This is a genomic window from Acidovorax sp. K2F, assembly GCF_025246485.1.
Taxonomy (GTDB): domain Bacteria; phylum Pseudomonadota; class Gammaproteobacteria; order Burkholderiales; family Burkholderiaceae_C; genus Acidovorax; species Acidovorax delafieldii.
Map to the genome: position 1 here is coordinate 1 of NZ_JAOBSQ010000038.1, position 13859 is coordinate 13859.

9 protein-coding genes are annotated in these 13859 nt (G+C 67.9%); 6 read left to right on the plus strand and 3 right to left on the minus strand.

Features of this window, described 5'->3' with window-relative positions; genetic code table 11:
- Positions 1–200: 200 nt before the first annotated feature.
- The 6 genes from N4G42_RS14340 (at position 201) to N4G42_RS14365 (ending at position 7787) form a co-directional block, all read left to right on the plus strand.
- The gene (locus N4G42_RS14340; RefSeq protein WP_260667661.1) at positions 201–590 is read left to right on the plus strand and encodes a DUF2946 family protein; all 390 of its coding nucleotides are present in this window, start codon (positions 201–203) and stop codon (positions 588–590) included.
- 234 nt (positions 591–824) lie between these two features.
- Positions 825–2936: a TonB-dependent siderophore receptor gene (locus N4G42_RS14345; protein ID WP_409557835.1), complete on the plus strand. Its 2112-nt coding sequence runs from the start codon at positions 825–827 to the stop codon at positions 2934–2936.
- Between the two features lie 18 nt (positions 2937–2954).
- Positions 2955–4568 carry an ABC transporter substrate-binding protein gene (locus tag N4G42_RS14350; RefSeq protein WP_260667663.1) on the plus strand — a complete coding sequence of 538 codons (1614 nt, stop codon included), beginning with the start codon at positions 2955–2957 and terminating at the stop codon, positions 4566–4568.
- Entirely contained in the window at positions 4565–5533 is a 969-nt protein-coding gene (locus N4G42_RS14355) for an ABC transporter permease (RefSeq protein ID WP_108499532.1), read from the plus strand. The genes N4G42_RS14350 and N4G42_RS14355 overlap by 4 nt, the downstream gene beginning before the upstream one ends.
- On the plus strand, positions 5530–6372 hold the full coding sequence (locus N4G42_RS14360; RefSeq protein ID WP_108499531.1) for an ABC transporter permease: 843 nt from the start codon (positions 5530–5532) through the stop codon (positions 6370–6372). The genes N4G42_RS14355 and N4G42_RS14360 overlap by 4 nt, the downstream gene beginning before the upstream one ends.
- Positions 6369–7787 carry an ABC transporter ATP-binding protein gene (locus N4G42_RS14365; RefSeq protein WP_260667664.1) on the plus strand — a complete coding sequence of 473 codons (1419 nt, stop codon included), beginning with the start codon at positions 6369–6371 and terminating at the stop codon, positions 7785–7787. Before N4G42_RS14360 ends, N4G42_RS14365 begins: the two co-directional genes overlap by 4 nt.
- Before the next feature lie 58 nt (positions 7788–7845).
- Here the strand turns inward: N4G42_RS14365 and N4G42_RS14370 are convergent, their stop codons facing one another.
- Genes N4G42_RS14370 through N4G42_RS14380 form a run of 3 tightly spaced genes read right to left on the minus strand, consistent with a single transcriptional unit; the run spans position 7846 to position 13754 of the window.
- The gene (locus tag N4G42_RS14370) at positions 7846–11478 is read right to left on the minus strand and encodes an EAL domain-containing protein (RefSeq protein ID WP_260667665.1); all 3633 of its coding nucleotides are present in this window, start codon (positions 11476–11478) and stop codon (positions 7846–7848) included.
- Between the two features lie 18 nt (positions 11479–11496).
- Positions 11497–11907 (minus strand): response regulator, encoded by a 411-nt coding sequence (locus N4G42_RS14375; protein WP_056062437.1) that lies wholly within the window; start codon positions 11905–11907, stop codon positions 11497–11499.
- Positions 11904–13754, minus strand: a complete 1851-nt coding sequence (locus N4G42_RS14380) for a PAS domain S-box protein (RefSeq protein WP_260667666.1) — start codon at positions 13752–13754, stop codon at positions 11904–11906. Before N4G42_RS14380 ends, N4G42_RS14375 begins: the two co-directional genes overlap by 4 nt.
- Positions 13755–13859: the final 105 nt, after the last annotated feature.

Genomic DNA, 13859 nt, shown 5'->3' on the forward strand with positions numbered 1-13859 from the left:
CTAGTGCCCGGCGGAAGGGTTCCTGGCCATACCTACGGAGTCACGGAGGTTGCAACTTCACGTTCGCTGCCCATTTGGACTGTTCCCTGAAAAAGGCCAAAAGCCCCATCTTCTGCGGCGTTGGGTGGCGTTGCTTCAACTCCCGACGAGACCCGTTCAGTAAGCTGCCACCCGCAGTTGAGTATGATTCGCATCCCGTCATGCTGCGCCGCACCATCCCCGCCCTGCCTTTCCACATCGTGCTTCTGCTGGTGGCGTTGTTCAACGCGCTGGCGGGCGCGCCCTTGCATGAGGCGCGGCACATCCAAGAGCTGGTGGGCAGAACCACGGCCTCGGCAACCGCAGTCGATGTGGATGCGTTGGCAACCAGCTCCGCAGCCAGCGACGAGCACAGCGAAGAGACACACACCCCCTGCGCCTGGTGCCTAACCCACGCACTGGAGGCGGGGCTGGCGCATGCACCCGCCCGCCCACCGCAACTCCCCGCAGAACCCGGCGCCATCGCGCCGCGTAGCATAGCCCCCTTCACGGCCCAGCAGGTGCGCTGGCCGTTTGCTGCACGCGATCCTCCGCCAGCCCAGCGGGCCTGACACGCGTCAGACCCCAGCCAGCCTGCGCTCTTTAGCGCATCCCCTTTTTCGTTTTCGCCCTTGCACTCACCCCCGTGGGTGTGTGCAGGCACGCAACCTCGTGCGCCCCATCTCCAGGCGCGCCGGGCCTCGTTTTGCGTTCATGTTTTTTTGGACTGGTTAGCCATGCGCTCCTCCTCTTCTTCTGTTTCTTCTTCACGCCCTGCGCCCCTGCCGCGCCCCACCTTGACGGCCATGGCGGCCGCCGCGCTGCTGGCCTCCCTCCACCCCGCCTGGGCCGCAGACGGCGATGTGGTCACCCCACCCACCCTGTCTGCCGTGGACGTGGTGGGCCGCAGTGCCTCGGGCACCTATTACGCCGACGAGGCCGAGGGCGCCAAGACCAGCCTGCCGCTGCGCGAGCTGCCGCAATCCGTGCGGGTGATGTCGCGCCAGACGCTGGACGACCTGGGCGCCACGCGGCTCGATGATGTGCTGGACTATGTGGGCGGTGTCTCGCGCCAGAACAACTTTGGCGGGCTGTGGGACAACATTGCCATCCGGGGCCTGCCGGGCAACGAGAACACGGGCATGGCGACGCTGCTCAACGGGTTTTCGTCCAACCGGGGCTTTAATGCGCCGCGCGACCTGGCGGGGGTGGAGCGGGTGGAGTTCCTCAAAGGCCCGGCGGCTGCCCTGTATGGCAGCAGCGAGCCCGGCGGCACGCTCAACATCGTGAGCAAGAAACCGCTGTGGAAGGCCGCCCATTCGGTGGAGGCCTATGCGGGCAGCTACGGCCTGGGCCGTGCGGCGCTGGACACCACCGGCCCCATCAACGACCGGCTGGCCTACCGCCTGAACGTGGCGGTGGAAGACAAGGGCAGCTTTCGCGACCATGTGCGCGCGCAGCGGCAGGTGGTGGCACCGGCGTTGACCTGGAAGCTGTCGCCCGACACGGTGCTGGAGTACACGGCCGAATTTCTGCGCCACGCCACGCCGCTGGACCGGGGTGTGGTGGCGGTCAACAACCGCCTTGGGGCCGTACCCGCCAGCCGCTTTTTGGGCGAGCCTGCCGATGGCGATGTGACGGTGACCAACCAGACGCACCAGCTGGTGCTGTCGCACGAGTGGAACCCCGACTGGCGCAGCCGCGTGGGGCTGTCGTACCGTGAGACGGGGATGGAGGGCTTCTCGACCGAGGCCACGGCGCTGCAGGCCAATGGCCGCACGCTGACGCGCCAGCGGCGGTATCGCGACTTTCAGTCGGACGATGTGGCCGTGCAGGCCGAGCTGCAGGGCAACCTGCGCACGGGCGGGCTGGAGCATGAGCTGTTGGTGGGGGTGGAAAGCTACCGGTTCAGCATGGATTCGGTGATGCTGCGGGTGAACCCCAGCGCCGCCGCGCCCTATGCCATCGACATCTTCAACCCCGTGTACGGCCAGGCGCAGCCCACGCCGGGGCGCAACACCGACACGCTGGAAAAGCAGCGCAACACCGCGCTGTATGTGCAAGACACTCTGAAGCTGGGCGAGCAGTGGCGCGTGATGGCCGGGCTGCGGGCCGACAACTACGACCAGAGCCTGCAAAACCGCATCACCAACCGCACCACGGCGCAAAGCCCATCGGCCGTGTCGCCGCGCCTGGGCGTGAGCTGGCTGCCCACGCCGGGGTGGACGGTGTATGCCAACACGGGCAGTTCCTTCCGCCCCAACACGGGCAGCAATGTGGCGGGCAATGGCTTTGATCCCGAAAAATCCCGTGCGCTGGAGCTGGGCGCCAAGTGGGAGAGCGCCGACCAGCGCCTGGGCGCCACGGCGGCGCTGTTCGACATCACCAAGCGCAATGTGCTGACCAGCGACCCGCTGAATGCGGGCTTCTCGGTGGCCGCAGGCGAGGTGCGCAGCCGGGGCCTGGAGCTGGACCTGGCGGGCCGCGTGAGCCCCCACTGGCGCGTGAATGCCAGCTTGGTCATCAACGATGTGGAGGTCACCCGCGACAACACGCTGGAGGTGGGCGGCCGCCTGCTGAACGTGCCGCGCATCAACGGCAGCGTGCTGGCGGTGTACGAAAACCAGCTCGCCAACGGCCAGCGCTATGGCGTGGGCGGCGGCGTGACGCACGTGGGCAAACGCCTGGGCCAGGCCCGCACGCAGGCCGAGGCCAATGCGGGCACCGCCGCGTTTGAGCTGCCCAGCTACACCACGGCCAAGCTGATGGCGTACTGGCGCCTGAGCCCCACGCTGAACCTGTCGCTGGACGTGGACAACGTGTTCAACAAGGTGCACTACACCAGCTCGTACAGCCGCGTGTGGGTGGCACCGGGGGCGGCGCGCACGGTCACCGTCGGGCTGCAGGCGAAGTTCTGAGTGGTGCCGGTGACCTGCATGACAACACTTTCAACCGGCCCAAAACCCTTGACGCGACGCCGCGCCTTGCAGGCCCCCGTGGCCGCGCTGGCGGCAGGCGCCCTGCCCGCTGCGTGGGCGCAGGGCACACCGCCCGCGTCCGCCCCCGCACCGCTGCAAATCGTCGGCCCGTGGGAGATCAGCGGCCTGGCACCCGCCAGCAGCGGCTATGTGTTCACACGCCTGCAGGTCACCGAAACCCTGCTGGACGCTGCAGACAATGGCCAGCCACGGCCCGCGCTGGCGCGGCTCTGGCGCCGGTCGGCGGATGGGCTGGTGTGGCACTTTGAGCTGCGGCCCGGGGCGCGTTTTCATGATGGCACGCCGGTGACGGCCGCCGCCGTGGTGCGCAGCCTGCAGGCCGCTCAGGTGGCGCCCGCGCTGCTGAGCCAGGCACCCATCGAATCCATTTCTGCGCCCGACGTGGGCACGGTGCTGATTCGCCTGCAACGCCCCCACACCGCCCTGCCCGCGCTGCTGGCGCATTCCAGCACCATGGTGTTGGCCCCGGCCAGCTACGGGGCCGACGGCAAGGTGCGCAGCATCATTGGCAGCGGCCCCTACCGCATTGCGCTGCTGGTGCCGCCGCAGCAGGTGGAGACCGTGGTGTTTGACGCCTACGACGGCCCGCGCCCCGCCATTGCCGCCGTGCGCTACCTGGCCGCCAGCCGCGCCGAAACCCGCGCGCTGATGGCCGAGAGCGGCCAGGCCGACCTGGCCTATGGGCTGGACCCAGCCAGCCTGCGGCGGCTGCAGCGCCATGCCAAAAACCCGGCTCTGGCGCGCCGCACCACCGTGCGCATTGCATCGGTCACGCTGCCGCGCACCGTCATCGTCAAGCTCAATGCGGGCCTGCCCGCATTGCGCGACGTGCGCGTGCGCCAGGCGCTGAGCCTGGCCATCGACCGCGCGGGCATTGCGCTGGCGCTGATGGGCGACGAGGCGCTGGCCGCCACGCAGCTGCTGCCGCCCACGCTGGGTGCGTGGCACAACCCCGACCTGCCCGCGCTGCAGCACGACCCCGAAGCCGCCGCGCGCCTGCTGCGCGCCGCAGGCTGGCAGCGCCACGGCGACGGCCTGCGCGATGCCGATGGCCAGCCGCTGCACTTGGTGATCCGCACCTTTGTGGACCGGCCCGAGCTGCCGCTGATTGCCACCGCCTTGCAGGAACAGTGGCGGCTGGCGGGCATGGCGGTGAAGGTGAGCATCGGCAACTCGGGCGACGTGCCCCGGGGCCACCGCGACGGCAGCCTGCAACTGGCCCTGGCGGCGCGCAACTACGCCAACGTGCCCGACCCCACAGGCACGCTGGCGGGCGACTTTGCGGCGCAGGGCGGCGACTGGGGCGCCATGGGCTGGCACAGCGACACCGTGGTGCAGGCCCTGCAGGAGCTGACGCGCACCCAGACGCCGCCCGAGCGCACGCGCGCGCTGCGGCAATCCATCACGCACACCCTGCAAACGGAGCTGCCCGTGATCCCCGTGGCGTGGTACCGCCAGCATGTGGCCGTGGCCCCCCGGCTGGCGAGCGTCACGCTAGACCCGCTGGAGCGTTCTTACCGCCTGACCGGCATGGAGTGGAACAACCCATGAACCCCTTGATGTCAAAACCCTGGGCCGCCCTGCTCGGCCGCAGGCTGGTGCAGGTGCTGGCCGTGTCCCTGCTGATCGGCACGCTGTGCTTTTTGATGGTGCGTGCCCTGCCGGGCGACCTGGCCATGCGCGTGGCGGCGGGCCGCTATGGCTATGACCTGGTGAGCAACGCTGCCGCCGACGCGGTGCGCGCGGAGTTGGGGCTGGACCGACCCGGCTGGCTGGCGCTGCTGCACTGGTGGCGCGACATGGCCAGCTTCAACCTGGGCCAGTCGCTGGTGTCGCAGCGATCGGTGTGGCACGAGGTCACGCACCACCTGGGCGCCACGCTGCGCCTGTCGGCTGCCGCGCTGGCCATTGCCTTTGCCGTGGGTGTGCCACTGGGCGTGTGGGCCGGACTGCGCCCCCAGGGCTGGGTGGACAAGGCCAGCTGGCTGATGGCCGTGGTGCTGCGCGCGCTGCCGCCGTTTTTGCTGTCGGTGCTACTCATCCTGCTGGTGGCGGTGCAGTGGGGGTTTTTGCCGGCGGGCGGTGACGAGAGCCAGGCCAGCCTGGCGCTGCCCGCGCTCACGCTGGGGCTGGGCCTGGCCGCCGGGCTGGCGCGCGTGACCCGCGCTGCGATGCTGGAGGTGGTGGTGTCGCCCTTCTTTGAATTTGCGCGCACCAAGGGCCTGAGCGACTGGCAGGCGCTGGTGCGCCACGGCCTGCGCAATGCGGCTGTGCCAGTGACGGCCTACCTGGGCGTGCAGGCGCTGTTTCTGGTGGAGGGCGCGCTGGTGGTGGAGACGCTGTTTGCCTGGCCCGGCATTGGCCATGCGCTGGTGCACGCCGTGTTCGGGCGCGACATCCCTGTGGTGCAAGGCACGGCGCTGTGCATGGGCGTGCTGTTTGTGGCCTTCAACCTGCTGGTGGATGCGGCGTGCCTCGCGCTGGACCCCCGACACACACAAAAGGTGGCTGCATGAGTGCCGTGCCTTCCACCCTTTCATCGCCCACAGGCGCCGTAGTGGCCCAGCCCCGCTGGCCGCTGCGCACCACCTTGGGGCTAGCCATGCTCGGCCTGCTGGCGCTGTTTGCCCTGCTCGGCCCCTGGCTGGTGGGCGCCAGCCCGGTGGTGCAAGACCTGCGCAACACCCTGGCGCCCCCCAGCGCCCAGCACTGGCTGGGCACCGATGTGCTGGGCCGCTCGGCGCTGGCGCGGCTGGCGCATGCGGCGCAGCTCTCGTTGGGCATGGCACTGCTGGCGGCCGTGAGCGCCGCCGTGCCCGGCACGCTGCTGGGCATTGCCGCCGCGTGGTGCGGCGGGCGCACCGAGCGGGCGCTGCTCATGCTGTCGGACTCGGTGCTGGCCATTCCGGGCCTGCTGCTGGTGCTGCTGATTGCGGCGCTCGCCCCCGGCGCGCTGTGGGCGCTGTATGCGGGCCTGTCGGCTGCGCTGTGGGTGGAGTACTTTCGCGTGAGCCGTGCGGTGGCCCGGCCCGTGCTGGCGGGCGACGCGGTGCAGGCATCGCGCCTGCTGGGGTTTGGGCGCGGCTATGTGCTGCGCCGCCACCTGCTGCCCGCGCTGGCACCCACGCTGGGCACGCTGCTGGCCTTCACCACGTCGCAGGCCGTGCTGGCGCTGGCCGCGCTGGGTTTTGTGGGTGTGGGCATGCAGCCGCCCACGCCCGAGCTGGGCCTGATGATGACCGAGGCCATGCCCTACTACGAAGAAGCCCCGTGGCTCATTGCCGCCCCCACCGCGCTGCTGGTGTGGCTGGTGGCCGCGATGATGCTGCTCAACCCCGACCGGGAGACCGCATGACCACGCCTTTGAAATCCGACGCTCTGCTGGCCGTGGAGGGGCTGGGCATCCATGTGGGCGGCAAGCGGCTGCTGCGCGACATCGGCTTCAGCCTGCGGCCGGGCGAGGCGCTCACGCTGGTGGGCGAAAGCGGCGCGGGCAAGTCGCTGCTGGCCCAGGCCATCATGGGCAACCTGCCGCCTGCGCTGCAGGCCACGGGCCAGATCACGCTGGATGGCACCACCACCCGCGCCCAGGACGCCGCCGCGCGCCGCGCCCTGTGGGGCCGCAAGCTGGCGCTGCTGCCGCAGGAGCCCTCGCTGGCACTCAACCCCCTGGCCCGCGTGGCGCCGCAGCTGGCCGAGGTGTACCGCCTGCTGCACCAGCAGCCCCCCAGCGCCGCCAGCACACAGGCCGAACAGGTGCTGGGCGCTGCGGGCCTGGGCGGCGCGGGCAACCACTACCCCTGGCAACTGTCGGGCGGCATGGCCCAGCGCGCGGTGGCCGCCATCACCCTGGCCGGGGGCGCCCCGGTGCTGATGGTGGACGAGCCCACCAAGGGCCTGGACGCACATTGGCGCGGCCGCATGGTGGAGTTGTTCCAGGGCGTGCTGAAGACAGGCGGCTGCCTGCTCACCATCACCCACGACATGCAGGTGGCGCAGGCGCTGGGCGGCCAGGTCATCGTGCTGCGCCACGGGCAGGCGGTGGAGCAAGGCGACATCCACACCGTGGCCGCCGCGCCGCAGCACGCCTTTACCCGCCAGTTGCTGCAGGCCGACCCGGCCCGCTGGCTGCCGTTTGCCGAGCCCACGCTGGGTGAGCCCGTCGTACAGGCGCATGGCATCTCCAAAGCCTATGGTGCGCAGAAGCTGTTTGCGCCGCTGGACCTGGAACTGCGCAGCGGCGAACGCATCGCCGTGCAAGGCCCAAGCGGCACCGGCAAAAGCACACTGGGCAATGTGCTGCTGGGCCTGGTGGCGCCCGACACAGGCCGTGTGGAGCGCAGCGCCCGGCTGCGCCCGTATGCGTTCCAAAAGCTGTACCAGGACCCGGTCAGTTCGTTTGCTCCGCACATCAGCCTGGCCCAGTCGCTGCGCGACGCCGCCCGGCTGCACCGCTGCGACTGGAAGGCCGTGCAGCAGCGCCTGGCGCAGCTGCGCGTGCCCGAGGACCTGCTGGCGCGCAGGCCCGACCAAGTCTCGGGCGGCGAGTTGCAGCGCATTGCGCTGGCGCGCGTGCTGGTGGCGCAACCAGCGCTGCTGTTTGCCGACGAGCCCACCTCGCGCCTGGACCCCATCACGCAGCAAGAGGCTATACAGGTACTGCTAGATGCCGTACACGAATCCGGGGCTGCTTTAGTGTTGGTTACCCATGATGAGGTGCTGGCAAATGTCGTTGCAACGCACACGCTGCATATGCGCGAATCGCCTTAACAAATGACCAGACAGCCCGTTGTGGACTAAAGCGCAAACACGCCGAAGACATGCTCTGTCAATCGGCCACCGCTGACTGAAGAAACTGCGCCTCAAACACCTCGGCAGGCACCGGCTTGCTCAGCAGATACCCCTGGATCTCGTCGCAACCCAGCAGCGCCAGATGCCGGGACTGGTCCTCGGTTTCCACACCTTCGGCCACTACTTTGAGGCCCAGCGAGTGCCCCAGGTTGACGATGGTGGAGACCAGCGCCACGCCCTGCGGGCCTGAGGCCATGTTCAGGATGAAGGACCGGTCGATCTTGAGCGTATCGACCGGCAGTTTGGCCAGGTAGCTCAGTGACGAGAAACCTGTGCCAAAGTCGTCGATGGCAATGGTGATGCCCATCTCGCGCAGTGCATGCAGGCTGGCGGTGCTGTGCTGCACATCGTCCATGACCATGCTTTCGGTGATCTCCAGCTCCAACCCAGCGGCCGCCCCTGCGTCGTGGGCCACGGCGTCGCGCACCTCGGCAATGAAGCCCCGGTGCCGCAGCTGCAAGAACGACACATTGACGGCGACCCGCAGGGGCGCAAGCCCCGCCTGGCGCCAGCGCAGGTTGTCGGCCAGGGCCTGGCGCAACGCCCACCGGCCCACGTCGTAGATCAGGCCGGTTTCTTCCAGAATGGGGATGAACTGTGCGGGTGGCACCAGTCCCCGGCGGGGATCGTTCCAGCGGATCAGGGCCTCGGCCCCGGCGATGGCACCCGTGGCCAGGTGCTGTTTGGGCTGGTAGTGCAGCAAAAACTGGCCCTGCTCCAATGCGTCGCGCAGGCGGCCTTCCAGGCTCAGGGCTTCCGCCACGCGGGTGTTCATCTCCGAGGTGTAAAACAGCAGGCTGTCGGCCGAGGCCTTGGCCTTGTTGAGGGCTGCCTCCGCGTTGCGCAGCAGGGTCTCTGCATCGGCACCATCCATGGGGTACAGCGCGACACCGGCCTTGGCCGCCATGCGCAGCTCCGTGCCGCCCAGCACAAAGGGCGAATCAAAACAGGCCCGCATCAACCCGTCCAGCGCCAGCGCCACTGCGCCCGCATCCCGCGCGTCGGTCACGGCGATGCCAAAGCTGTTGACGCCAATGCGCGCCACGTCGTACGCGTCGCCCGCCGCTTGTTGCAGGCGCTGCGCCACCTGCTTGAGCAGTTCGTCCCCCTCCTGGCGCCCCAGGGTGTCGTTGACGAACCGAAACCGGCTGATGTCCATGAGCCCCATGCCCAACAGCGCCTTGGCCCCTTCGCGCGGCCGCAGGTGCTGGCCGCTGCGCTCCAGAAACAGGGTACGGTTGGGCAGACCGGTGATGTCGTCGTAGTACGCCAGGTAGTTCAGCCGCTCTTCCTTGTCGAGGTGGTCCATGGCAAAGCCGATGTCCCCCGCCAGCTCGGTCAGCAGGTGCATCTCGTCATCGTCAAAGAACCCGGCTTCGTCTGCAAATAGGGCGATCACGCCCACCACCTCGTGCGCCACCAGCAAGGGCAGCACCGCCATGGATGCCACGCCGCGCGCAGCCAGCTCCTGCGGCACCAGAATGCGCGGGTCGCTCTGAATGTCTTCACACACCGCGGCCTGCTGGGTGCGCACCACGCTGGCGCTCAGGCTTTCGCCCTCCCTGGGGGTTTCGCTGAGCCACAACCGGCGCCGCACATGCATGAGGAACTCCGCCCCGGCCCCGGCGAGCGCCACCGGCACCACCTCTTGCAGGGCATGGTCCACGCGGCCGATCCAGGCGATCTTGAACTGGCCCTGCTCCACCGCGACACGGCAGGCCTCGCGGAACAGCTCGTCACGCTGGCGCACGCGCACGATCAAGGTGTTGATGCCGCTGAGCACGGCGTACACGCGGTTGAGGCGCTTGATGCGCCGCTCGGCATCCCGGCGCGCCGTGATGTCTTCTCCCAAGGCTGCCACCCCGGTCACCTGCCCGCCCACCGAGCGCAACACGGTGTTGTTCCAGTGCACCAGGCGCCGCCCGCCAGAGCGGGTCAGTATCTCGTTGTCGTAGTGCCAGGCCGACGGCCGATCGGCCAGCACGTCCGCAAAAACACTGCGCACATCGCCCATCTCGGGTGGAACGAACAGATCGAACCAGTTGCGGCCAAACACCTCGTCGCGCTGCCAACCCGTCAGGCGCAGCAGGTAGTCGTTGCAGTAGGTGATGCGTCCTTCGCAGTCAAGCATCAGCGAGATCATCTCGACCTTGTCGAGCATGTCGTTGAAGCGGCGGTCGCTTTCGTGCAGTTCTTCTTCGGCGCGCTTTTCCTTGGTGATGTCCTGGATGGTGTTGAACCAGCGGCCCTGCTCCCCACGGCCCGCCTCGTCCTCCAGCGGCTCCATCACCTGGCGCAAGTACAGCGGCTGGCCGTCGCCACGCAGAACCCGGTAGGTGAAATCCATGCGCGCGCCCAGGTGGGCGGCCTGCAGCGCATGGCGGCGGAACATGTCGCGGTCATCGGGGTGTACCAGTGCCAGCCATTCGCGGGCCGAGCGGGGCATGGCGCTCTCGTCCAGGCCCAGCATGTCGGGCAAGGTATCGAGCCAGCTTTCGAAGGCGCCATCGGGCCCGCTGATGACGTGGGATATCTTGGCCAGCGCCTGGGCCCGGCGCAGGCTGGCCTTGTTGGCACGCAGGGCATCCACGGCCCGCTGGCGCTCTTGCACCTGCACTTGCAATTGGTCGGCGTGCTGCTGGATCTCCAGGTAGAGGCTGCCGTTCTCGTAAATGCGGCCCACCTGCGCACCCAGGATGGCGAGGACTTTTTCGTCATCGGCGCTGAAGGCATCGGCCCCCAGCTTGTTGGCCAGACACAGCCAGCCATAGGAGAACGACAACGACACGATGGGTGCGATCACCGCCGTGTGCACCGGGGGATAGCCTGCGGGCAAACCCAGCGCCACAGGGTCGCCGTCGGCATTGACCAGGCGCTGCGGGCGGCGTTCGGCCCGCAGCTGCCCCAACAGCCCATGCGACACCACAGGCAGATCGAGCGGTCCGTTCTGCCGGGCCGGGTCTATGCCGCTGGTGCAGGTGATGGCACCGTCGCTGTGCTTGCGCACCACACACAACACGGCGTACTGCGCGCCCACCAGCTCGCGCGCACCCCGGCACACATTGGCCAGCAGCACCTGCGGGTCGCGCTCGGAGGCCAGCTGCAGGTTCAGATCGGTCAGCGCGGACAGGCGCCGGTTCATGGCCTCTAGCTCGGCCATGTTGCCGGTGAGCTTGTCGGTCACCAACTGCAGGTGGTGGGTCTGAAAACTGTGCTCCAACGCGACCGAGGGCTGGTGGCGGATCTGCGTGAGCGCCTGCTCGATGGCGGCCAGAATGTCCTGCGGCTCGCAGGGTTTGAACAGCACCTGGGTCACGCCGCAGGCCTTAGCAAGGTGCAGGGCTTCTTCCTCGTGATAGTGGGCGCTGCAAAAGATCACCTGCGTGGCCGCCAGGCCGTGTTCTGAGCGCAGTTGCCGCACAAACTCAAAGCCGTCCATGGTCGGCATCAGGATGTCGGAGATCACCAGGTCGGGGCGTTCGGCACGGACTACAGCCAACGCCTCGGCGCCATCGGCCGCCTCCAGCGCCTGGTGGCCGCTGTGCCCGATGAGGGTCACCACCAGGGCGCGGTTGGCGGGGAGGTCATCGACGACGAGGATCTTTGCCATGCTGTACGTGCTGGATGTTCAACCTGATTGGGGCGGAGCCGGGTGGGCACCAGCCAAAAACGCCTCGATCTGCTGCACAAACGTCTCGGGCGTGATGGGCTTGGACAGGTGTTCATTAAAGCCGACTTCGAGGGCCTTTTCGCGGTCACCGGGCATCGAGAACGCAGTCACCGCCACCAGTGGCACCACCCGCCAGCGTGGGCTGGCGCGCAGGCCGCGGGCCACCTCGTACCCGTTCATCACCGGCATCTGCAGGTCGCACAACACAATGTCCGGACTCTCGGCGAGGGCCAGGTCCAGCCCCACGGCACCGTTTTCGGCCGCCAGCACGCGGTGGCCAGCGGCTTCCAGCAGGTAGGTGACCAGCAGGCGGCTTGCGTCATCGTCCTCGATGACCAGAATGGTGGCGGGATGGATGGTGGTTGTCATGCCAGGGGCTCCGGCAATTGCAGGGTGAAGGTGCTGCCCAGGCCTTCGGTGCTGTCAAAACCCAGGGTGCCTCCCAGTGCTTCGGCCAGCTTGCGGCTCAGGTGCAAGCCCAGGCCTGTGCCCTCATGGTGGCGGCGGTCCGCACTCTCGACCCGCGAAAACGCCTCGAACAGCCGGGGCCGCTCCTGCAGCGGTATGCCTGGCCCGGTGTCCTGCACCCGCAGCTGAACGGCGCGGCCGGTGGGCAGCAGCAACTCCTGCAGCACCACATCCACCCTCCCCTGTTGCGTGAATTTGATGGCGTTACCCACGAGGTTGATGAGAATCTGACTGAGCACGCGCCGGTCGGTGAGCAGCAAGACATCCACCGGCGGCGCATGCACGGCAAAGGCCAAGCCCTTGCGCCGCGCCTCCAGTTCCAGTGTCGCAGACACTTCTTCGATCAGGGTCTTGCAGTCCACGGGCTCCAGATTCAGTGTGACCTTGTTGGCGCTGAGCTTGGCCACATCGAGCAGGTCGTTGATGAGCGAAAGCAGGTGCTTGGCGCCGGTCTGCACGATGCGCAACTGCTTGTCCTGTTCAGCATTGAGCGGGCCGGGCAGCTTCATGAGCAGCGTGCCGGTAAAGCCAATGATGGCGTTGAGCGGTGTGCGCAGCTCGTGGGACATGCTGGCCAAAAAACGGTCTTTCACCAGCGCTGCGTTCTCCAGCTCCAGGTTCTTGTCGCGCAGCACCTGCTCGATGCGCTTGCGCTCCGTCACATCGCGGATGGCGCTGGAGACAAACAGGCCTTCCTCCGTCTCCAGCGGGCTCAGGCTGATCTCGACCGGAAACTCGCTGCCGTCTTTGCGCAAACCGTGCAGCTCCAGCCCGGCGCCCATGGATCGGGTACGTGGTTCGGCAAAAAAATTGCGCCGGTGGTCGGGGTGGCGGGCGCTGAAGCGCTGGGGCACCAGCAACTCAATGGGCTGGCCCAGCAGCTCATCGCGGCTCCAGCCAAACAGTTTGACCGCCTGGGAGTTGACCAGCACGATGCGCCCTTCGCGGTTGACGATGACCATGGCGTCGGGTGCGGCCTCCAGCAGGTCCTTGAACTTCTGGTCTGCGCGCTTGCGGTCGGTGATGTCGCGGATGGCGCTCATCACCATGGTGCCCTCTTCGGTGTCGATGGGGCTCAGGCTGATCTCGACCGGGAACTCGCCACCGTCCTTGCGCAGGCCATGCAGCTCCAGCCCCGCGCCCATGGTGCGCGTGCGCGGCTGGCCAAAAAACCCACTGCGGTGGCCCAGGTGGGCACCCCGGTAGCGGTGGGGTAACAACACTTCCACCGCCTGGCCCAACAACTCGGAGCGGGGGTAGCCAAACACGCGCTCGGCCTGCGAGTTGACGAGCACGATGCGCCCGGTCACGTTGACCATCACGATGGCGTCGGGGGTGGATTCGAGCAGGTCGCGAAACCGCGCCTCCAGCAGCTTGGCATCGCGCTGCACCTTGAGCTGGGTGACATCCTTCTTGCTCGACAAGAAGTACAGCACCTGCCCGGCCGCATCGCACACGGCCTTGGTCGATACATTGACATGCACCAGCGAGCCGTCCTTGCGACGGCGCACAGCCTCCTGCACCGAAGTGCCCAGTCGCAGGGCCTCGGCACGGAAAAGGTCCTCTTCGTGTGCGCGGCCCTGGGGCACGATCAGGTCGAGGATGGAGCGCCCCTGCACTTCGGCCTGCGAATAGCCAAAGATCAGCTCGGCCGCCGGGTTCCACTCCAGCACCACGCCCTGGGGTGATAGCACCAGCAATGCATCGGGGTTTTGCTCCCAGTACCCGGCAGAAAAGTCAGTCGCCATGCAGCCCTCTCGCTTTCTGCTTCCTGGAGAGTCAGCTGCTCCAGGGACCTTCAACGCTCGCCACATTCGGCAAAGCACACATCAGGCTTATGCCAGCAATGCCGA